Origin of the sequence: Sorangium sp. So ce204 (assembly GCF_051526795.1) — a bacterium.
GTDB classification, from domain to species: Bacteria; Myxococcota_A; Polyangia; order Polyangiales; family Polyangiaceae; genus Sorangium; species Sorangium cellulosum_B.
Map to the genome: position 1 here is coordinate 12,581,897 of NZ_CP150317.1, position 21,142 is coordinate 12,603,038.

The 21,142-nt window shown below is 70.1% G+C and carries 13 protein-coding genes; 1 reads left to right on the top strand and 12 read right to left on the bottom strand.

Going from position 1 to position 21,142, the window contains the following annotated elements:
- Positions 1 to 9 precede the first annotated feature (9 nt).
- From WMF22_RS47615 to WMF22_RS47670, 12 genes are all read right to left on the bottom strand, one after another.
- A complete protein-coding gene (locus WMF22_RS47615; RefSeq protein WP_438034069.1) occupies positions 10 to 3,081 on the bottom strand; it encodes a tetratricopeptide repeat protein in 3,072 nt (1,023 codons plus the stop codon).
- A gap of 200 nt (positions 3,082 to 3,281) precedes the next feature.
- On the bottom strand, positions 3,282 to 3,572 hold the full coding sequence (locus WMF22_RS47620) for a hypothetical protein (protein ID WP_437296451.1): 291 nt from the start codon (positions 3,570 to 3,572) through the stop codon (positions 3,282 to 3,284).
- Positions 3,573 to 4,182: 610 nt separating this feature from the next.
- A complete protein-coding gene (locus WMF22_RS47625; protein ID WP_437296452.1) occupies positions 4,183 to 5,688 on the bottom strand; it encodes an OmpP1/FadL family transporter in 1,506 nt (501 codons plus the stop codon).
- A 29-nt stretch (positions 5,689 to 5,717) separates the two neighbouring features.
- Positions 5,718 to 7,535: an acetyltransferase gene (locus WMF22_RS47630; RefSeq protein WP_438034070.1), complete on the bottom strand. Its 1,818-nt coding sequence runs from the start codon at positions 7,533 to 7,535 to the stop codon at positions 5,718 to 5,720.
- Between the two features lie 2 nt (positions 7,536 to 7,537).
- A complete protein-coding gene (locus tag WMF22_RS47635; protein WP_438034071.1) occupies positions 7,538 to 9,490 on the bottom strand; it encodes a hypothetical protein in 1,953 nt (650 codons plus the stop codon).
- 214 nt (positions 9,491 to 9,704) lie between these two features.
- Positions 9,705 to 11,039 (bottom strand): ketopantoate reductase family protein, encoded by a 1,335-nt coding sequence (locus WMF22_RS47640; RefSeq protein WP_438034072.1) that lies wholly within the window; start codon positions 11,037 to 11,039, stop codon positions 9,705 to 9,707.
- 156 nt (positions 11,040 to 11,195) lie between these two features.
- Positions 11,196 to 11,897 (bottom strand): hypothetical protein, encoded by a 702-nt coding sequence (locus tag WMF22_RS47645; RefSeq protein ID WP_438034073.1) that lies wholly within the window; start codon positions 11,895 to 11,897, stop codon positions 11,196 to 11,198.
- Positions 11,894 to 13,057 (bottom strand): AAA family ATPase, encoded by a 1,164-nt coding sequence (locus WMF22_RS47650; RefSeq protein WP_438034074.1) that lies wholly within the window; start codon positions 13,055 to 13,057, stop codon positions 11,894 to 11,896. The genes WMF22_RS47645 and WMF22_RS47650 overlap by 4 nt, the downstream gene beginning before the upstream one ends.
- Positions 13,058 to 13,136: 79 nt before the next feature.
- Positions 13,137 to 14,087: a diacylglycerol/lipid kinase family protein gene (locus WMF22_RS47655; RefSeq protein WP_438034075.1), complete on the bottom strand. Its 951-nt coding sequence runs from the start codon at positions 14,085 to 14,087 to the stop codon at positions 13,137 to 13,139.
- 131 nt (positions 14,088 to 14,218) lie between these two features.
- Positions 14,219 to 15,232 (bottom strand): YihY/virulence factor BrkB family protein, encoded by a 1,014-nt coding sequence (locus WMF22_RS47660; RefSeq protein WP_438034076.1) that lies wholly within the window; start codon positions 15,230 to 15,232, stop codon positions 14,219 to 14,221.
- A 338-nt stretch (positions 15,233 to 15,570) separates the two neighbouring features.
- On the bottom strand, positions 15,571 to 16,290 hold the full coding sequence (locus tag WMF22_RS47665; RefSeq protein ID WP_437296462.1) for a MerR family transcriptional regulator: 720 nt from the start codon (positions 16,288 to 16,290) through the stop codon (positions 15,571 to 15,573).
- 164 nt (positions 16,291 to 16,454) lie between these two features.
- On the bottom strand, positions 16,455 to 18,716 hold the full coding sequence (locus WMF22_RS47670) for a bifunctional salicylyl-CoA 5-hydroxylase/oxidoreductase (protein ID WP_438034077.1): 2,262 nt from the start codon (positions 18,714 to 18,716) through the stop codon (positions 16,455 to 16,457).
- Between the two features lie 725 nt (positions 18,717 to 19,441).
- Here WMF22_RS47670 and WMF22_RS47675 point away from each other — a divergent pair.
- Positions 19,442 to 21,142, top strand: a complete 1,701-nt coding sequence (locus tag WMF22_RS47675; protein WP_438034078.1) for a DUF1592 domain-containing protein — start codon at positions 19,442 to 19,444, stop codon at positions 21,140 to 21,142.

The following is a 21,142-nucleotide window of genomic DNA, read 5'->3' on the forward strand; positions in this document are numbered from 1 at the left end:
CCCCCGTCGTCACCGCGCGCCGCCGTGCTCCGCGAGCCACCCGTTCACCGCCGTGAGCGCGCGCTTCGCGTACTCCCCCTCTTCGGCCGCATAGGCGTCGCGCGCCTGGGTCGCGAGCTTCATCGCCCGCGCCCGGTCCCGCGCCGAGCCCCAGAGCGCCCGGGCCGCGTGGAAGCGCGTATCGGCGAGCTCGATGGGAGAGACGCCCTCGCCCTTCGCCGCATAGATGGCGAGCGCCCGCTCGGCGAACGGGCGCGCCTTTTCCGGCTCGCCCTTCTCGTTGTAGGCGCTGGCGATCCCGGTGAGCATCGACGCGACCGCGTGCGAGCTCGGGCCCACGGCCTTCTCCTGGATCGCCGCGGCGCGCTCGAGGCGCACAAGGCCCTCGGCGTACCGCTTCTGCGCGACGAGCGCGCTCCCCAGGTTGGCGAGCGACGCGGCCACGCTCGCGTGATCGGGGCCGAGCGCCTTCTCGCGGATCGCGAGCGACCGCTCGTAATAGGGCGTCGCCTCCGCGAACTTCTGCTGCATCTCCAGGACGGCCCCGATGTTGTTGAGCGATGACGCCACGTCGGCGTGATCGGGGCCGAGCGCCTTCTCCCGGATGGCGAGCACCCGCTCGTGAGCGCGCCTGGCCGCGTCCGTCTCCCCGAGCATGACGAGCGCAATGCCGAGGTTGTTGACGGAGGCCGCCAGGAACGGGTGATCGGGGCCGAGCGCCGTCTCCTGGATGGCGATGGCGCGCTCGATCCGGGGCAAGGCATCTCGGTACTTGCCCTGGGTGTTGAAGAGGCGACCCAGGCTGTTGAGCGTGAGCGCGACGCTCGGATGAGCGGCGCCCAGCGTCTCCTCTCGGATCGCGAGCGCTCGTGTGTACGCGCGCTCCGCGTCGTCGAACCGCTCGAGGTGGAGGAGGACGGTGCCCAGGCGGCTCCACGTCGTCGCGACCTCGGGATGCTTCGGGCCAAGGGCCTTCTCGAGGCCGGCCAGGGCGCGCTCGACGTGCTGCGCTGCCTCGCCGTACTTCCCCTGCTCGTCGAGGACGCTGCCCAGCGTGCCGAGCAGCCGCGCGCTCGCCAGCGTGTCGCCCCCCGTCCGCTCGACCGCGCCCTCGGCGGCGAGCTGCAGCGCGAGCGCGTCGGCGTGCCGGCCCTGCAGATAGCCCACCACGTAGATGAGCTGCGGCCATGCCTCCGCCGCGAGGGCGTCGTCCCTGGCCCGCGCGGCCGCGCGCAGCGCCTCGCGGAGCGCCGCCTCCGCGGCCGGGGCGTCGTGCGCGTCCCGCGCCGCGCGCCCGAGCATCAAGAGCGCCTCCGCCTCGATCTGGGCGTAATCCGTCGCGCGGGCCTCGTCGGCGAGCGGCCGCGCGAGCGCGAGCGCCTCGCCGAACTTGCCGGCCTCATCGAGGGCCCTGACCTCGGCCAGGCGACCCCGCAGCGCGTCGATGCGCGCCCGCGCCGCCGCGTCCGCGGGCGGCGGGATCGCCGCGGTCAGCGCGCCCGCGTCCGCGCAGCGCTCGAGGCCCGGGAGCGCGAGCGACGCCTCGATCGATCGATCGAGCACCCCGGCGTCCGCTCGTTGCGCGAAGAGCGCCGTGAGCGCCCCCATCTCCTGGCGGCGGCGCTCCAGGCACAGCGTCCGGAGATCGAGGAGGCTGGCCGACTGATCGCCCCTCACATGCGTGGCCTCGCACGAGTCGGCGTACATCGCGACCCACGCGCGCGCTCGATCGCCCAGCGCCTTCTCCACGCGCCGGTACGTGTCCTCCGCGTGCGGCCGCCCGGTGCCGGCGAACGCTGCCCGCACCTTGGCCATCGTCGCCTCGTCCCAGACGCCCGCGAGCCTCGCCTCACCGCCCTTGCAGAGCCTGTCCGCGGGCTGCCGCGCGAACGTGAACACGAGCAGGCCCGCGAGCGCGAGCCCCGACGCCGCGACGAGCCCGCGCTTCCACGCCGCCGCCGGATCCTTCGAGAGATCGGCGAGCAGCGCGTCCATGTCGGGGTATCGAGCGTCCCGGTCGACGGAGAGCCCGCGCTCGAGACAGCGGCGGATCCGCGCCGGCATCTCGGCCCCTCGCGGCGGCTCTCGCACCCGCCCGAGCGCCACGTTCTCGCGCAGCTCGTCGTAGGTCTTGCCGGCGAACGGACGCTCGCCCGCGAGCGCCTCCCACAGCGACACGCAGAACGCATACTGATCGGCCCGCGCATCCGCGGCCTCTCGCCGGTGCTGCTCCGGCGCCATGTAGACGGGCGTCCCCAGGAACGAGCCCGAGCGCGTGAGCGCGGCCTCGATCCCCGCCTCCGCGGCGCCGCCGCCGGCCTCGCCCTCCGCGAGCCCCGCGAGCCCGAAATCGGTGACGCGCACGCGGCCGTCGGCGCCGACAAGGACGTTGTCGGGCTTGAAATCGCGGTGCACGAGCCCCGCGTGGTGCACCTGCGACAGCCCTTTGCCCGCCTGGAGGAAGGCCGCGACGACCTCCGCGGCGGGCCGCCGCTTCTCCGCGCAGAACGCGCGCAGCGTCCGGCCCTCGACGTGCTCCATCACAACGCGCACCTGCCCGGCCGAGGCGTCGACCTCGTGCACCGTGACGACGTTGGGGTGCTTGATCCTCGCCATGGCCTGCGCCTCGCGGACGAGCCGCGCGAGCGCCGTCGCCGCGCCCGATCGCCCCAGCACCTCGGGCCGCAGCACCTTGATCGCCACGTCGCGGCCGAGCACGTGATCGCGCGCTCGCACCACCACGCCCATGCCGCCCTCGCCGAGGTGATCGATCACCTCGAACCGGCCGAGCTTCGTCCCCGGGCGCAGATCGAGCGACGCCTCGGCCTCGGGCGGCGCCGGAGGCCCGGACGCTCCCCCGTGCGGGACGACGATCGTGCTTGCGAGCGGATCGATCGTGGCGCTCGAGGACACGTGCTCGTCGCGGGAGGTCGACTGCCTCGACGGGTGCTCCTCGGCGGTTGTGGAGCGCGGCCGCGGCTCCTCCGAGAGCAGCGCCTCGCAGCGGGTGCAACGCGGGTTGAACGGTGAGTTCTCCGCGCTGCACCCCGGGCAGATGATCACGCTCTCGCCCAGGCTCACAGGACCCTGTGTAGCATGCCGCGTCGCGGCCTGCGGTTCCTGCGTCGCCCTCTCTCGGGTGGTGGGGTGTTTTGACCAAGGTGGGTCTTTGGAACCGCCAAGGCGTCAAAACGCCAAGGGAGCCAAGAAAATCCCAACAATCTTGGCGTCTTGTGGCGCCTTGGCGGTTCCATCATCCCGGCAGGGCGGGGGAGAGGCGGCTACCAGCAGGTCGGCTGACCCTGGCAGCACCCGGGCTCCCCGGGCTCGCAGGTCTGCTCGTCGCAGTCCGCCAGGCAGGCATCCCGCTCGGCGGTGCACAACTCGCGGTCTTCGCTTTCGCTCGACGACCGGATGCAGGCCAGGAAGGACCTGACGCACCGGCCCTTGCAGTTGATCAGCTCCTGGCTCGCCTCGCCCACCTCGACGTCGGGGGACGGCTCCTCCGCGACCTCGACCTGACAGCCGAACAGGGTGAAGCTCGCCAGCAGCGACGCGAGAAGGACAGACATGGATCGTTGGGTGACGTGAGTGAACATTCGACTCTCCTCGATGGTGACCGGACAGGTGGAACAGCGATGTCGTTGACGTCGACAGGAGCTCACGGCGAATGGCCCTCTGCGCGTCGACCCGCGCGCAACGAGCATTGCCCGTGGGTTGAAGCGGCGCTGTCGGCGAGAAACGAAGCGTCCGGCGAGAGGTTTTGCAGCTGCCATGCCACGGCGAGCGGGCCGGGCGTCCGCCGGCGAGCTCCCGCGTTTGCGCCGGAATCGAGGCGCATCGTTCGCCTGATCTCCGGAGCTGAGCACGCGGCTGCCGAGCCTCCTGTCTCTCTGAAGGAGACACCTGTTCCTCGCGGAGAACAGCGCGCCGGCTCGCGGCGATCAGCCACGACGTGGGGCTCTCGGTGACCTTCGGCGCCGCCGGCACGTCTTCCCTCTACGGCAAGCAGTGCATCTCGGTCACCGCCGGCTCGCCCCCTCCGAGCCTCACCGCCAGACAGGAGTCCGTGATCGAGGACGATGAATGCCTACAAGCTCTGGTTGTTACTCCTGCAAGAACGTCGATAGCCCGTACTGCTCGAACGGGGTCAAGTAGCCGCAGGCGGCCGGCAAATCGCGGTCAGAACACGAACTTGAGGTGTCCGCCCACCGTCGCGAGCACCAGCGAGTACTTCCCGTTGCCGAGGTCGTAATCCGAGCCCGTCACCGTGCGCGGCAAGATGCCCTGCACGCGGACGTCGCCCGAGAGCGACACGCGATCGCTGAGCTTCAAGACGCCGCCGACGTCCCCGATCAGCCGGTGGTTGTCGGGCGAGGCCACGTCGATCGTGCTGTCCGGCGAGGCCGCCGACTGGTACCCGACCGACGCCGTCGCCAGGAGCGACTCGCTCAGCTTGTACTTGGCGCCGATCTCCGCCCACACCGTGTCGTTCCACCTGCGCGGCAGCGTCACGGTGACGCGATCGGTGATCCCGAGCTTCGGCTGGGCGAGATCCGGAGACGAGGCCTCGACGACGAACGCCTCGATGTCCGAATAGAGCACGTACGAGAGGAGCCCATCGACGCTGAGCTTGTCGTTCACCCGGTAGCCGACGCCGGCGGTGAGCCGCTTGGGGAGCGTGAACGAGAGCTCCACGTCGCCCTCGACCAGCGGCTTGTAACGCAGGCCCTGCTCGGCGAGGTCCTGCGTGAAGAACGGGTGGTCCATGTCGATGGCGAACTTGCCCTTGTACCGCATCGCCGCGCTGTGCTGGTACGTGAGGCCGAAGCGAAGGTCTTTGTTGGGATTGAAGGCCAGCCCGAGGTGGAAGGAGGCGCCGTGCGACAGGGCCTCCTTGATCGAGATGGAGCGCGCGAGGACGTCGAGCTCGCGCAGCTCGGACGGCGTGTTCGGGCCGAAGTCGTTGTCCTGCTTGAGGTAGTCGAGGCCGTCGTGGAACTCCTTGAGGCTCCCGAAGTCCTGCACCTTCGAGAGCTCCGCGAGGCCGCTGACGTAGGACACGCCGGCGCCGAGCGAGACCTGGTCGGTCAGCTTGAGCCCGGCGGCCGCCGTGAGCGACGTCGAGACGATGAACGCCTGCCGGAGCTGCCAGCGCTGCGCGCCGTCCTGGAAGCTGAGCGCCGCGGCATAAGGGACATACAGGCCGACGCCCACGGTCAGGCGGTCCGGCAGGACCGGGATCGCCAGGAAGGCGTTGCCCGTCGGCGCGATCGGCGTCGTCGACACCTCCTCGGCGCGGCCGCGCTTGCTGGCGTCGACGTTCGCCGGATCGAGCGGGAGCTTGAACTGGAGCGTGTCCGGCGTCTGGTACGTGCCGCGCCGCTCGCGCTGGTAGGTCGCGTGGCCGACGATGAGGCCCGCGCCCAGGACGAGCTCCGGCCGCTGGACCCCCGCGAGCTCGGCCGGGTTCCAGTAGACGGCCGCGGCGTCGGCCGTCGTGGGGCCCGAGAGGCCGCTCGTCACCCAGGGCGCGTCGATGCCCGAGGCGTGCGCGTCCCGCGCCGTCAGGCAGACGAGGCCTGTCGCGAGCGAGAGCGCGGCGAGTTCACGTCCTGTTCGTTGACGCGCACGGGCGCGGGCACCGGCGCGGCCGCGGGGCCGCGGGGACGGCAGAGCTCCTTGCATGAGACGGGTCCTCACGGTGGGGGGGCCGATCACTGGATCCGGGTGAGGGTGAGCGAGAGGCGATGGGGGCTCGGCTTGTCGCCGATCCTGATCTCGTAGCGGTGCCCCTCGTCGTCCGCGAAGTACAGCGTATCTCCCGCCTTGACCTCCACCTTCTCGTGGAGCGCGTCGCCGTCGATCTCCTCGGTCGTCGACACCTTCTTCTCGAGCGCGGGGTCGGAGAAGAAGCCAGGGCTCTCGTAGGCATAGTCGCGCACGCGCACGCCTTCCGCGTCCTTGCGGATGTCGTCGGGCGCGACGAAGTAGAGGTAATCCCGCTGGCCGGCGACGCCGCTCTCGGTGCTCGGCTGGTAGAGGTAGAAGTCCGCGTCGCCGGCGGCGTTGTTGTTGAGCTCGAGCGCCATGTCCTTGAGGACCGCTGGATCGCTCGCGAGGTTCTCCTTGATGCTCGCGACGAGATCCTCGGTCTTCACGCCGACCGGCACGTCGCGCAAAGTCACCTCGAGGTTGGCCTCCCCCTCGGCGAGGCCGCCGTCATGCAGCCGCGCCTGGGCCACGTCGAGGAGGATGTCCCAGAAGTAGGAAGGCGCCGGAGGCGGGTCCTCCAGGACGACGCTCTCGTCGACGCTGATCTCGGTCCATCCGCTCTCGTCGATGCAGACCTTCACGGCCTCGAAGTCGCTCGTCGAGGTGCCCGCGGGCGCGTAGCTCGAGCAGTGATCCTCGATCTGGGCCGCCCTGAGCTCACCCGCGCGGGCGAGGATGTGCTCGAACTCCCAGAGCGGCTGTTCCCACACGGGTGAGTTGCCGCGCGGCGCGGGCTCCCGGCTCGTGCCGCCCGGCAGGAGCATCGCGTTCTCGGGGATGGCCAGCGTCAGCTCGCCGATGCTCAGGTTCCTGGCGAGGTTGTCCAGGACGAGCCAGTCCTCCTGGCTGAAATCGAACAGGGTGTCTATCTGGCCGGGCGTGCTGTTGACGCTCGCGACATCGGCCATCGTGGCGTCGACCCCCTTGTACGGCAGGGCGTTGACGTCGACCCGGACCGTCATCGTGAAGTCGTCGAGGGCCGCCTTCACCCCCGAAGCGGCCTTGATGAAGCCGGGGTGCTTCGCGCCGTCCGGGTCGTCCGGATCGAGCGGCGCCGGGCCGAACTGCGCGGCGAGGCCGGCAAAGTCGGTGACGACGTCGTAGAGCGTGACGGGGATGGAGTGCGGCGCGACGGGGTAGACGCCGTCCGGGTGCTCGTCGTTCGTCGGCCCTCTCCGGTGCTGGGTGTTCGGGTGGGTGCTGACCAGGTTCTCCAGGACGGCCTGCGAGGTGATCTGGACGGGGATGAGCCGCTCGTTGCCGGCCGCGCCCGTGAGGTCCGAGAGGATCTTCGACGTCGAGAGCCCCACGGCGTTGCCGACCCCGAGCAGGCCCTCGAGGCTCGTGCCGCGGAGGTCGGCGTTCTCCGGCGTCATGTTCAGGAGCCCGACGAGGTTCCGTGACGCGGGCGGGAGCGCCGCGATCTCCGCGGGGGGCATGTACATGACCTTGAGCAGCGCGTTCTCGATGAGCGTCGAGATGTCGAGATCGAGCAGCCATATCCCCTCGAGGGTGGGCCGCGGGATGGCCTTGAGCTCGTCGAGCGTGAGCGTCTTGGCGAAGCCCCTCGCGTCGAACCGCAGGAACTCGAGCGTGAGGGTGCGGCTCTGGCGCACGCCGAGCGCCGGTGGGGGCGGCGCCTGCTCCACCGTGACGGCATCGACGCAGCCGGGCAGCGCAGTGGAGAGCGCGGCGGCGAGCAGGGGGCCGAGCCGGGAGAGCCGGCGGGCGGCGGGGCGGGTGCGGTCTCGCGCTTCCATGATCAGAGCTTCTCCACGTCGGCGGTGATCTCCACCGGATCGTCGCTCTCGGGCACGTAGAAGCGGACCTCGTAGACGGCGCCCTCGTCGTCCTGCATGTACAGCGTGGTCTCGCCCGGCGGCAGCCTGTACTTCTCGTGCGTCGTGTCGTCGACGCCGTCGAGCTCCTTCGTCGAGACCTTGCTCGCCTCGCCGAGATCCGGGCTCGTGAAGAAGCCGGGACTTTCGTAGGTGTAGGCGCGAGGGGCCTCCGAGCTTTGATCCGAAGGCCGGAGGTCGTCCTCGGCGACGAAGAACAAGGTGGGCGCGCCGTCGGGCGCGCCGCGGCCGTAGAAGAAGTCGAGCCCGTCGTTGTTGACCCAGTAACGGCCCAGGATGATGTCGGCGATGTCTTTGGCCTGGCTCTGCAGGGTCGGGCGGAGCTCGGCCACGATCTCGTCGGCGGTCAGGCCGATGCCGACGTTGCGGAGCGCGAAGACCGGCTGGGCGGCGCCTTCCGGGATCTCGGGGCTACCGTCGCCGGTGGGGTCGTGGATGGCGACCTGGCCGACCTCGGTGAGCAGCTCCCAGAAGAACTGCGACGGCGGTATCGGGGGCGGTTGGTCGGAAACCAGGTCGGTGAAGGCCGTCCAGCCGCGCGGGTCGCCGTTCTGGCCGATGGTCACGCCCACCCGGCACGTCCCGCTCAGGCGGAAGTAGCACCCTGTGAAGGGCACGCGCTCGCCATACGTGAGATAAGCCGCCTTGCCCACGATGTGCTCCATCATGAATGGAGGGGTGGACCATACCGTATTGGAGCCGACCGGCATGCCCGGACGGTTCTCCTTGCAGGCTGGCTCCTCGGACTCGACGCACGCCTCCACCTCGGCGGGCAGCTCGCGCAGCGAGATGCGCATATCGATCGTCGGTGTCGGGGCGATGCCGCTGATCTGGAGCTTCTCCGGATCGGTGAAGTCGAACCGGAGCGGCGCGTCGCCGTCCCGGAGGAACATGTCACCACCTCCCTTGGAGAGATCGACCCCCGAGACCCTGCGCAGGCCGGACTCGGCGACGACGCGCATCTGGAACTCGGGCAGGAGGACATCGCTCTTCGTCGTGAACGTCTCATCGTCCCGCACGAGCACGCCTGGATGATCCCCGCTGGGTCCGAGCTTCTCGGACAGCGGCTGGAGATCGACCAGGGCCTCGTAGAGGCTGACAGGCATCCTCAAGCCATCTGGACTGGCGATGGCCGGGTGTGTGCCGAGCAGCTGCTGCTGGAGGGCGAGGATGAGCTTGGGTATCGGCACGAAGGGGGCCGTCCGGTTGCTGCGCACGGCGTCCGGAGCCGGCTCGACCGCCAGATCGAGGGTGATGCTGTCGGAGAGGACGTCGGCGAAGTCGAACCCGAACGTGCCGGGGGGGTTGTCATCGAAGATCGCCCGCAGCCCCGCGAGCGATGTCCCCGTCACATTGGCGTTGGCGGGCGTCATGCTCAGCAGCCGGACGAGCGCGAACTCCGGGGAGCTCCGCCACTCGGCCCCGAAGCTCTGGCCGAGCTCGGTGAGCGAGCAGTTATGGCCCGGGTCCGGGCTATCGTTCTGCCATGAGGTCCCACACGCGTTCTGGATCTGCTCGAGCGCGTTCCGGAGCAGCCCGGTCGTGTCCACGTCGAGGATCGTGATCTGCTTGGCGCCGTCCTCGCCGAAGACCTGGAGCGCCTTCTGCTTGTCGAGCTCCAGCACGACGGACGGGACCTCGGCGTCGTCGATGCGCAGGCGGAACCGGTTCGGCTCCTCGATGACCGCGCCGCCGCCAGCGCCGCCCTCGCCGCCGCTCCCCCCGCCGCCCGCGGCCCCGCTGCCGCCGCCGCCTCCGTCGTCGCCGCACGCGGCGAGCGCGGCGAGCAGCACGAGGGAAGCGCCGCGGAGCGCGGCGCCGCACCGGGAGGATAGGGCGAGCGAGAAGTGCGTCATGCGAGGGTTCCTCGTCGAGGGATCTCTCGGGATCCGCAGGAAGAGACGCCCGATGCTACCGAACTTCGAAGCGGCGGCGCGACAAAGAGTTCGTGCCGCGACGGCGCGGTGAGCTCGATCCGCGACGACGCCAGGCGCGCCAGGACACGTATCGGCGTCCTTCGGCTGTTCGTCCGCTTGTCGGTGTTCTGTCGCCGAGCTGCTCGGCGCTTTCCTACGCGTCCCTGAGATCGCTCTGGACGTTCGTTGCTGGTAGGGACGGCTCACCCGACGCATCCGGCTGTGCGTTCGTCGCGGTCGCGGGCGGCGCGGCCGCGGGCGGCTCGTTCGTCGCGGTCGCGGGCGGCTCGGCCGGCGGAGCGCCGGGCGGCTCGTGCGGCGCGGCCGCGGGCGGCTCGGCCGGCGTCGCCGGCGGCGGGGGCCGCATGGACGACGGCGCGCCCACGAGCTCGCGCGTCCGGTCGAAGAACGCGCGCAGCAGCGTGAGGCTCGGCTTGCGCTTGCCCGCCGCGATCGCGAGCACCTCCTCGCGGATCGCGGCGTTGATCGGCGTCGCGATGCCGAGCGCCGCGCCGCGCTCGACGACCTCGCCGTTCAGGAAGTCGACGGCCGGCGGGCGGCCTCGCTCGATGGCGGCGAGCATCGAGGAGCGCATGCGGCGGAAGCGCGCGCCCACCGCGAGGAGCAGCGCGTGCTTCGCGAAGAGCCCCGGCGAGCCCACGGCGGAGCGCTCGGCGTCCGTCAGCGCGATCCAGTCGAGGTCGAGCGTCCCTGCGACCTTCTCGAGGCGCACGCCGAGCGCGCGCGACACCTGCACGGTCTCGGTCATGATCTCCAGCGCGAGGCGGCGGACGAAGCGGTGCCTGAGCAGCACGCCCAGGCGATCGCCGCCGACGGTGCCGAGCGACGAGATGGCGCAGTTGATGGCGAGCTTCGACCAGCGCGCGCCGGCGAGGTTGTCCGTCACGGTCGTCGGCCCGATCGCCTCGAGGATTCGCGCGAGCTCGTCGAGGCGCGGGTCGCTCGCCCCGTCGAGCCGGCCGAGGACGAAGCCGCCGCTCGAGGTGCGGTCGTACACGCCGGGCTCCACCATCGAGGCGCCCCACGCGACGATCCCCCCGAAGGTGCGCTCCGGGCCGGCGATGCGCGCGATGCGCTCCTCGCAGAGGCCGTTCTGGAGGCAGATCATGGCGCCCGTCGGGGCGAGGTGCGCGACCGCGTTCCGCGCGGCCTCCTCGACCTGCGGCGGCTGCGTCGCCAGGAGGATGTAGTCGAAGGGGCGGGTGTCCGGGGCGAGCTCCCGCACCGCGCGGCCCCCGACCGTGCCAGGGCTCGCCTCGCCGCGCACCCGGAAGCCGATGGCGTTGATGGCGTCCGCGATGAGCGCGTTCGTCGTGAAGGCGGTGACGTCGTGGCCCTGCTCGAACAGGTACGCGGCGATGATGCCGCCGATCCCGCCGGCACCGACGACGAGCAGCCGGGGCGCGGAAGAAGCGGGGGCCACGGGGGCGCCCGGGGCAAGCTCGGCAGGTGAATCGATGAAGCTCATGAAAGATCCATTACCACCGTTGCGGCGCGGACTCGACGGGCTCGAGGGGAGCGGCACTAGGGGGCAGGGGTGTCGGAAGCCACGGCGGCTTCCGCAGCGCGTCATGGGTGAGAGCGGGTGATGCGGCGGTGGCTCGAGGGGCGGCCCGCAGGGGCGTTACAGCCCCGTGTCCCCGGCGGCCTCGAAGGCTGAGAGCAGTTGCCGGAAGCTCTGGATGTGCCCCGTGCGCGCGCACCGCGCCCGCAGCGCGTCGAAGTACGACGGCTCGACCACCACGCCTGGGCGCTGCTTCGTGTAGCGATGGCTGCGCTCGATGAGCATGGCCTTGAGATACGCCAGGTGGAAGCTGGCGCGGGTGACGTAGCCCGGATAGGTCCGCATCTCCTCGGGATCGTCCGTGCTCACGTCGTAGAAGCGCTTGAAATCGACGAGCTGGGGTGACTGCGGGCCGGCGCGGAGGAAGCCGTCGTGCCCCAGAAACCAGGTCTCGATGCAGCAGTGCTGGATGATGATGCGGATCTCTAGAGACGGGTTGGTCCTCTCCATGCGGGCGCCCTGGAGCTCGGCCTGCACGGCGCGGTGGACCTCGGCGTAGCGGGCCTCGTACGTGTCCTCCTCCGAGTCGATGCAGATCCAGAACTCCTGCACGCGGCCCGGATTGGCCTCAATGTCCTGGAGGAGGCCCGCGATCCTGCGGTAGCACGACGGATAGCCTTTGCCGCTCACGAGGACGTACCCGTCGGCCGTCAGGTCGGCCACGTTGGGCACGCGACGGAGCGCTGGGAGCCGGTGCCGGAGCCAGGCCTCGTAGACCCGCGGTTCGGTCTCGGCGCCCTCGACGAGGAGGACGAGGTTCATCCCTGGACCCCGTGCTCGTACTCCGGCAGGTTGATGAGGCGCGTGAAGCGGTCGAGGTGCGAGCGCTCCTCTGCCATCGCCGGGATGTTCTCGGCGTCGAGGACCCGCACGCGACTGCCCTTCCGGGTGACGATCTTCCAGTGGCTCGGCGGGATCTGCTCGATGATGTAGGGGTGATGGCTGGTGAGGATGAGCTGGAGGTCCGGCGCCCGGCTCAGGAGGAAGCGCGTCACCGCGGGCAGGCAGTTGACGCCGAGGCTCGACTCCAGCTCGTCGATGAGCACCACCGTGCCACGGGGGGCGAACGAGAGGTGGACGAGAAAGGAGAGGTAACGCTGCATGCCGGAGGACATGTCGGCGAAGACGATCCATTCGTTGATCCCCGACTCCCTCACTGTCAGCGTGATGAAACTCGCGCCTTCTTCGGTTAATTTGGGGTAATGGCGTCGATGGACTTTGAGCTTCTCGATAGTGGGGAACGCTTCCTGGAACGCCTCCTTGATCGCGGCGAACGCTTCGGGAAACCACTCCTGGAGAAACTCCGCCTTGACATGCAGCGGCAGAGAAAAGTCTGCGCCGATATCAGCGGCAGATTGGTAGTTCTGCCTCTGATCATCAACAGAGCCGAATCGAAATCCGTGAGGCGGCAACCCCTCGAGGGACCTAAAGATACAACGCGAGAACGCCGCATAGAGCGGCTCCAGTGCGGGGTCCTCCTTCAGGACCGCGATCGCGCTCTTCGCTCGATCTAGCTTCGGGATTGGGTGTCCGTTCAGAAGAAATCGCTCTGGCGTGCGATCCACGAGCGACCTCTCTCCCTGGTAGATGCGCTCCGTCTGGATGAGCGGAGGCTCCACCGCTTGCAGCGCCCCATCATCTTCTGACCCTCGCCCCACGCGCGGCTCCAGCGCGGCTTTCCAGTGGTAGGTGAGCCCGTCATGCTCGAAGCCGATCGCGAAGCTGGCTCCGCGGATCGCCTCGATATGCTCGGACACTTCCTTGTTTCCGAGCGCGACGGCGCAGACCTGCTCGATCGCCCGTACAATCCGCGTCTTGCCCGCCCCGGACACGCCGACCAGCAGGTTGAACGCATCGAGCACCATCGGCTCGAGCGTCCAGCCACGCCCAGCGCTTTGAAACTCGAAGGTCAGGATCCTCATACGTCGGCCAGTCTACGCGCCTGCCCCATTCCGGCTAGCCCTGCCGGCTCGACTGCAGCGCCTCCCCTCGCGGTCCCCCTCAATCGCCCGGGGCCAGCACCTCGATCGCCTTCGGCTCCAGCGTGATCGTGATCGGCAGCCGCCCGAGCGGCTCGCCGTCCACGTCGAGCAAGAACGCCCGCTCGACGTCGCGGTTCAGGAGCGTGAGCTCGAGGCGATCGCACTGGAAGTGGCGAACGTCCGGGTGGCGGATGTGCGCGCCCGTGTACATGCCGGTCGACACGGCCGCGAAGCGGACGTGGGGGGCGCTGCCCAGGTCGATGACCTCGAACACGCCGTCGTCGAGCTTCGCCATCGGCGCGACCTGCATGCCCGCGCCGAAGAAGCGGCCGTTGCAGATGCCCAGCATGCGCGTCGCGAACTCCTCTTCTCGGCGCTCCCCGCGCAGCGTCGCCACGCAGCGCACCCGGCCGACGCGGCTGCCGACGAGGCCCCGGAGCGAGGCCATCGTGTACGCGAGCGTGTTGCCGAGCACCCGCGTCGTCTCGCTGACGATCCGATCCACGAGGCCGCTCATCCCCGCGGACAGGACGTTGGCGAAGAACGCCTCGGCCTGCCGGCCGTCGTGCGTCTCGTACGTGAAGCGGCCGACGTCCATGGGGCGCGCGGCGCCGTTCGCGATCGCTATGCAGTACTGGTCGAGCCGGCGGTTCAGCTTCAGCGTCCTGCAGAGATCTCCGCCGGTGCCCGCGCCGATGATCCCGAGCCGGGTGCCGGAAGCGCCCCGGTCCCTCGCCTGCATGAGGCCGTTCACCACCTCGTTGATGCTGCCGTCCCCGCCGACCGCCACGACCGTCTCGCGCCCGCCGAGCGCGGCCTCGCGCGCGAGGTCGACGGCATGGCGCGGGCGCTCCGTGCGCACGATGTCGACCTCGCCGAGCAGGCGCTGGATGGGCGCCTGCATCTCGTCGAAGAGCTTGCCGGTCTTTCCGCCGCTGGACCGGGGATTCACGATGAGGAGGGGGCGCATGCGGACGCCGATGCTAGATGCCGCAGGCCGCCCAGGGCGAGGTGTTTTTGTAGCGAGCCCCGCGCCTCCGCCGGCAGGCCCGCTGCGCGGGGTTCGGCGTGAAGGCTCGGCGGCGAACGAGCGTCCGTCGCCTACGCCCTCCCTCGATGGAGCTCCGAGCGGCGCGAGCCGGCGGGGCGGGGGAGCGCCGCGTCGCTGCCCGAGCTCTCGTCGCGCGGGGCGCGCGCGGCGCCCGACGTGACCGCGGCGTTCTGCGCCTCTTCCTTCGCGGCCTTGGGTAGATCCGCCCCCGTATCGCTGGCGTCCTTGGCGCCCGTGCGCTTCCCCTCGGGCGAGCGGTGCTCGATGATGGCGTTGATCTCGGCCCCGAGGAGCACCGCCATCGAGGAGATCCACATCCAGAGGAGGAGGATGATGACGCCGCCCAGCGCGCCGTAGCTCACCTCGTAGCTGCCGAAGCGGCTGACGTAAAAGGAGAAGCCGAGCGACGCGATGACCCAGATCACGACCGCCACGACCGACCCCGGGGTGATGAACCTGAACTTCTGCTCGACGTCGGGGAGCAAGTAATAGAGGGTCGCCAGGACCGCCATCACGATGAGCGCCGACACAGGCATGCGCAGCCAGAGGACGAGCGTCGCGAAGGGGCCGAGGTGCGCGGCGAGCGCCGGCGTGGCGACCGCGATCGCCGAGGCGATCGTCAGCAGGACGGCGCCGCCGAGCGTGACCAGGAGGGCGATCCCGCGGCGCTTGAGGTAGGACCGCCTGTCCTCGACGCCGTAGGCAGAGTTGAGCGAGTCCATCAGCGCAGTGACGCCGCCCGAGGCGGCCCAGACCGCGCCGAGGGCGCCGACCGTCAGGAGCGCCGGGCTCTGGCCCCCGGTGAGCGCCTGAAGGCGCTCGCCCAGGATGTTGGCCACGGCGGGCGGGGCCACCTGGTACAATTGGCCCATCAGCTGCGCGGACTCGGCAGGATCGATGACCAGGCCGGCGAGGGCGACCGCGAACAGCAGGAACGGGAAGATCGCCAGGACACCGAAGAACGCCAGCGAAGCAGCGACGGTGTCGATCTTGTCCTTGATACATTCCTGCTTGATGTCGTTCAGGAAATCCTTCCAGGGGATCTCTCTTCCGGGCAGGTGCATGATGGACCTTCGGTGGGGCGCATGGAGCGCTGCTGGGTTCTTCCTGGGGCGGCTCGCGCCGGAGGCGCTGTACGCTGTCACCAAAAGCAACGCGGGTGCCAGGCCAGCGGCTGCAGCACCCGGGACAGGCCGGCGATTTTCGCTCGCGGGGCCCCGGCCGAGCGCAGAGGCGGCTCGATCCTCGCGCGTGGCGCGAATTGCCCCACACGGCAGAACGGCCACGGCGCGAGCGCCCGAGGCCACCTGGCCGGGCGCTCGCGCGTGGCCTCCGGCCGGCCGCGCGGGCGCTCCGCCCCGCGCGGCCGGGCGCTCCGCCGGCGGCCTGCCGGCGCCGCGAGCTAGCTCATCGCCTTGCCGATGAACTCGTGCAGCTCCGGATCCATCCCGTGCTGGGTCCTCACCGAGGGCTCCTGCTTGTACATCGTGTTGAGCGATCGCTCGATCCCGGGGTTCTTCCCCGTGAACGCGTCGATGAGCTCCCGCATGCGCTTCACGATCTGCTGCACCGGCTCGCCCTTCGGGTCGGAGCCCTTCTGCATCTCCGCCCGCATGTCGTCGTAGATCTGCTTCCACGCCGACTCGGCCTCACGCATCTTCTCGGGGCCCATCGCGTCCGCGCGCTGCTTGAGCTCCTCGAGCTGCTCTGGGGTGTAGTATTTCTCGATCATGGTCATCACCTCGATGGTTTGAAGGAGCTGCTCCACAGAGACGTCCTCTCCCGACCGCAGGACGTGGGCCAGGCCCTCGAGCCGCGCGCAGAGCCGCTGCTCCAGCGCGATCTGCTCGCGCAGCCGCGCCAGGTGGAGCTCGACGGTCTGGAGCGGAGAGAAGCCCGGCTGGTCCAGGCACGCGGCGATCTGCTCCAGGCTGAAGCCGAGCTCGCGCAACGACTTGATCTGCTGGAGCCGGGCGACGTCGCCTGCCGAGTACATCCGGTGCCCCGACGCGGTGCGATGCGACGGGGCGAGCAGGCCGATCTCCTCGTAATAGTGGAGCGTGCGGACGGAGAGGCCGGTCTGCCGGGCGAGATCGCCGACTTTCAACGGTGCTGAACGCATGGCGTTACCCCTGTTTCCAGGGCGGGTGAGCACGTCCATGCCCCGGAGGCTAGGTCCTCACGTAGCGTGAGGATCAAGGGCCCGCCTTCACTTTTTGTCGCTCGACCGGGGCGCCGCGCGGCGCGGTCCGGTCGGGACAGGCCTCTCCCTCGCCCCGCGCAGGGTCACCGCATGCGGAGCGTGTATCTCTCGACCGACCTGTACTGAGGTGGCCAGTCGATGTCGAAGCCCTGCTCCGCGGCGGCGTGCCGGGTCCAGTACGGGTCGTAGAGGTGCGCCCGCGCGAGCGCGCACAGGTCGGCTCTCCCGGCCGCGACGATGCTGTTCACGTCCGCGTAGCTCTGGATGTTGCCCACCGTGATCGTCGGCACGTTGGCTTCCAGCCGCACGAGCTCCGAGAGCGGCGTCTGGAACAGCCGGCCGTGCTCCGGTTTGCTGGACGGGTCCGTCTGTCCTGCCGAGACGTGGATGATGTCGGCGCCGTGCTCTCGCAACATCGTCGAGAGCGCGATCAGATCGTCCGTCGTGAGCCCGGAAGGCGCCCAGTCGGTGGCGGAGATGCGCACGCTCATGGGCTTCTCCGCCGGCCACGCGGCCCGCACGGCGTCGAACACCTCCAGCGGGTAGCGCATCCGGTTCTCGATCGGACCGCCGTACGCGTCGTCGCGCCTGTTCGTGAGCGGCGAGATGAAGCTCGCGAGCAGGTAGCCGTGCGCGCAGTGCAGCTCGATCAGGTCGAACCCGGCCTCGTCCGCCCGCCTCGCCGCCTGCACGAAGTCCGAGGTCACCTGGTCCATGTCCCCGCGATCCATCGCCTTCGGGACCTGGCTCTCCCCCAGGTACGGGATGGCGGAGGCGCTGAGCAGCGGCCAGGCGCCGCGCTCGAGCGGCACATCCATGCCCTCCCAGAGCAGCTTCGTCGCGCCCTTGCGCCCGGCGTGGGCCAGCTGGACGCCGATCTTGGCCCGGGAGCGCGCGTGGACGAAATCGACGACGCGCCGCCACCCCTCGACGTGGCCGGGGCGATAGAGCCCCGCGCAGCCCGGCGTGATGCGCGCTTCCGCGCTGACGTCGGTCATCTCCGTGATGACGAGCCCTGCGCCTCCGAGCGCCCGGCTGCCGAGGTGGACGAGGTGCCAGTCGTCGATCTGCCCGTCCTCGGCCGAGTACTGGCACATGGGCGACACGACGACCCGGTTCTCGAGCACGAGCGATCGCAGCCGGAACGGCGTGAACATCGGCGGCGGCGGCGCCCCGCCTTCGGCCAGGATGCGCGCCCCCGCCTGCGCCTCCGCCTTGCGCGCCACGTGCGCGTCGATCTCGCGCACGAACGCCGGGTCGCGCGCCTTCAGGCCCTCGTGCGTCACCCGCAGGCTCCGCGTCAGCAGGCTGAACATGAACTCCACCGGGTCGAGCGCCATGTAGCGCTCGGTGTTCTCGAACCACAGCAGGCTCACCTGCGCGGCCCGCTGGAGCGCGAGCACCTTGGGCTTGCGCTCCGCCTCGTACGCGGCGAGCGCCTCGGGCACGCCCCGGTGCCGCTCTAGGCTGTCGACGAGCGCGATCGCGTCCTCGAGCGCGAGCTTCGTCCCCGAGCCGATCGAGAAGTGCGCCGTGTGCGCGGCGTCCCCGAGCAGCACCACGTTGCCCGCGCTCCAGCGCTCGTTGTGCACCGTGGGGAAGCTCCGCCAGACGCTCCGGTTCTTCAGCAGCCGGTGTCCCTGGAGCTTCTCGGCGAAGAGCTCCTCGAAGTACGCGATCGTCTCGTCCTCGGTGGCGCGATCGAGGCCCGCGCGCCGGAAGGTCTCCTCCCGGCACTCGACGATGAACGTCGAGCGCTCCGGCTCGTAGCGGTACGCGTGGACCCGGAAGAGGCCGTGATGGTTCTCCTCGAAGTAGAAGGTGAAGGCGTCGAACGGGAACGTCGTGCCGAGCCACACGAACCGGTTCGGGCGGACGTCGATGCGCGGCCCGAACCGATCGGCGAACCGCTCGCGGATCCGGCTGTTCACCCCGTCGGCCGCGACAACGAGATCGCTCCCGGCGAGGGCCTCCTCCGGATCCGTCACCTCCTCCTCGAAGCGCAGGACGACGCCGAGCTCGCGCGCCCGGTCCCCCAGGATCGCGAGCAGCTTCCGGCGCGAGAGGCCGCTGAAGCCGTGTCCCCTCGACACGAGGACGCGCCCGCCGAAGTGCGCGTGGAGCTCGTCCCAGTGGGCGAGGCTGCTCCGGATCGCGTCGTAGCTCGGGCGATCCGCGTCGGCGAGGCCGTCGAGCGTCGCGTCCGAGAACACGACCCCGAAGCCGAAGGTGTCATCGGGCCGATTCCGCTCCACCACGACGACCTCGCGCCGGGGGTCTGCTTGCTTCGCCAGGAGGGCGAAATAGAGGCCCGCCGGCCCGCCGCCCACGCATGTGATCCTCAACGCCCTGCTCCTCTGCTCCCGCGTCTGCGCCCGCGCCGGAGCCTACACGAGAACGCCGGGGTACAGCGCCGCTCCGGTGGAAATCAAGGGTGGACAGGATCGAAGAACGGGATTTCCGGGACGCGCAAGAGCTGGTTCGCATCATCGCGCGATCGAGCGCGGCAGTCCGCGCCGTGACTCGGCTCGCACAGGCGGCCGGCGACGCCGTTATCAGAGACGACCACCCCACCCGATCTCATGGAGGCTCCGAGAGCGCCGCGAGCATCGGTGTCGAGCCCGACGGCCAGAGAGCGAATTCGGCGCGCTGGAGCAGATCGGTCCTCTCAATCTGACAATTGCCCTCATGGATTGGCATTGGAGGGCGGAAAATTGAACAGGGAGGCAGGGCGACGGGGAGGGAAATCGGTGGGATTTTTTTCCTCCCCGTCTCCCTGCCTCCCTGTTCAATTTCTCCGGGAAATTCGAGGGAATGCTTCTTCTGCCCTGAATGCCTCTGCATGAGCGCCCCCGGGCGACCGACGAAGGGGTTGGTCGGCGGGCGGAAGTAGGGTAAGCCTGGATCAGAAGAGCGATCGTCGGGAATACTGTAGACCGAGCCCCGAGGTGACGCCGGGGCGCACGTACCGCTCTGCTTCAAATATTCTCCTTAGCCACGATGCGGCGCATCGCCCGGGGCACGCCTCGGCATGGGCCAGGTGAATTCCACCCGAACGGCTGGTCACTCCATGAGCAAGACAGCGCCGCCCGACACCGATCGCTCGGTACCGTTCCTCCGCCGTTCCATCGCGGCCGGCATGTTCGCGATGGGGCTCGTCGGCCTGACGGCGGCTGCCTGCACCGGGCAGCTCGGCGATGGGAGCCCGGGCAGCTCGGGCAGCTCCAACGACGACAGGCCCATCGATCCGGCCACCGGGAAGCCGGCCGCGTACGACTGCCGCGAGGCCCGAACGAGCCCCGGCGTGCTGCGCCGCCTGTCCAGGGTCGAGGTCCAGCTGACCCTCCAGGACCTGTTCCAGCTCGACGAGCCGCCCGCCGTCGACAGCATCCCGGAGGACACAGGGCAGGGCGGCTTCCGGACGATTGCCGCCCTCCAGAACGTGTCGGATCAGCACCTGCGCGCCTACCTGGCGATCGCGGAGACGCTCGGGCAGGAGCTCATGGCGGACGCGGCGCGCCGGGCATCGGTGCTCGGCTGCGAGCCGGAGGCCGACGATTGCCTCGAGCGCTTCGTGCAGCGCTTCGGCAAGCTGGCGTATCGAAGGCCGCTCTCGGCCGAGGAGGCGAGCGATCTGGTCGCGCGGGCGGGCGAGGTCGCGAGGGACAGGGCGGACGCGTTCCGCTTCGTCATCGAGGCGCTGCTGACCTCGCCGAGCTTCCTGTTCAGGATCGAGGTCGGCTCGGCCGGCTCGGAGACGTCGACCTTGACGCCGCTCGAGCTCGCGTCGCGCCTGTCGTTCACGCTGTGGGGCCGGTCCCCGAGCGCGGCGCTGCTCGAGCGGGCGGAGTCCGGCGAGCTCGACAGCGACGAGGGCCTCCGCGCGGTCGCGGAGGAGATGGTCGAAGACGAGCGGACGCAGGTCTTCTTTAACGCCTTCTTCAAGCAGTGGCTGACCTTCGAGCAGCTCCGCGCGCCGGTCAACCCGGACGCGTCGTTCACGCCCGCCCTGCTCGAGGACATGATCGCCGAGAGCGAGCTCGTCCTCGGCGAGCACGCGTTCACCCCAGACGTCGACTTCCTCGACGCGCTCACCGCGAACCACACGTATGTCACCCCGGCGCTCGGCAAGTTCTACGGCCTCGAGGTGCCGGGGGACGGCGTGAGCCGCGTCGAGTTCCCGGCCGGCCACCACCGGGCGAACACGGGGCTGCTCACGCACGCGAGCCTCATCAGCGCCAAGAACGACGGTGATCTCATCGCCGTGCGCGGCCAGTGGCTCCGGGCGGCCTTCCTCTGCGAGAAGATCTCGATCCCCGCGGGGCTGCTCGAGCAGCTGGAGAGCGAGCTCTCGGGCCTGACCTATCTCGAGGTCCTCCAGAAGCGCAACACCCAGGAAGGGTGCGCCGGCTGCCATGCGCTCATCGATCCCATCGGCGTCGGCTTTGCCCAGTACGACAAGCTGGGGAAGTACGATGGGAGCATCGGTATCGACGAGTTCGGGCTGGAGCCGCGCCTGGAGGGCGCGGAAAGCGAGTCGTTCGACTCGCTCGCTGCCCTGGCGGCGGAGCTGCGGCGCAGCCCCGATCTGGCCGCCTGCGTCGCGGAGAAGCTGTTCATCTACACCCAGGGGCGCGAGCCGGCGGCCGAGGACCGCTGCGCGATCGACGCCTCCGCGGGGAGCTTCACGCAGGACGGCAACCGGTTCCGCTCCTTCCTGACCGCCATCGTGCGCTCGCCGGAGTTCCGGCTGCGGAGGGCGCCAAAGTGA

Coding starts and splice junctions, on each gene's coding strand:
- WMF22_RS47650 (WP_438034074.1), bottom strand. CDS start 13,057: ATGAGGATCCTGACCTTCGAGTTTCAAAGCGCTGGGCGTGGCTGGACG.
- WMF22_RS47660 (WP_438034076.1), bottom strand. CDS start 15,232: ATGCACCTGCCCGGAAGAGAGATCCCCTGGAAGGATTTCCTGAACGAC.
- WMF22_RS47620 (WP_437296451.1), bottom strand. CDS start 3,572: ATGTCTGTCCTTCTCGCGTCGCTGCTGGCGAGCTTCACCCTGTTCGGC.
- WMF22_RS47655 (WP_438034075.1), bottom strand. CDS start 14,087: ATGCGCCCCCTCCTCATCGTGAATCCCCGGTCCAGCGGCGGAAAGACC.
- WMF22_RS47625 (WP_437296452.1), bottom strand. CDS start 5,688: ATGCAAGGAGCTCTGCCGTCCCCGCGGCCCCGCGGCCGCGCCGGTGCC.
- WMF22_RS47630 (WP_438034070.1), bottom strand. CDS start 7,535: ATGGAAGCGCGAGACCGCACCCGCCCCGCCGCCCGCCGGCTCTCCCGG.
- WMF22_RS47665 (WP_437296462.1), bottom strand. CDS start 16,290: ATGCGTTCAGCACCGTTGAAAGTCGGCGATCTCGCCCGGCAGACCGGC.
- WMF22_RS47675 (WP_438034078.1), top strand. CDS start 19,442: ATGAGCAAGACAGCGCCGCCCGACACCGATCGCTCGGTACCGTTCCTC.
- WMF22_RS47645 (WP_438034073.1), bottom strand. CDS start 11,897: ATGAACCTCGTCCTCCTCGTCGAGGGCGCCGAGACCGAACCGCGGGTC.
- WMF22_RS47640 (WP_438034072.1), bottom strand. CDS start 11,039: ATGAGCTTCATCGATTCACCTGCCGAGCTTGCCCCGGGCGCCCCCGTG.
- WMF22_RS47635 (WP_438034071.1), bottom strand. CDS start 9,490: ATGACGCACTTCTCGCTCGCCCTATCCTCCCGGTGCGGCGCCGCGCTC.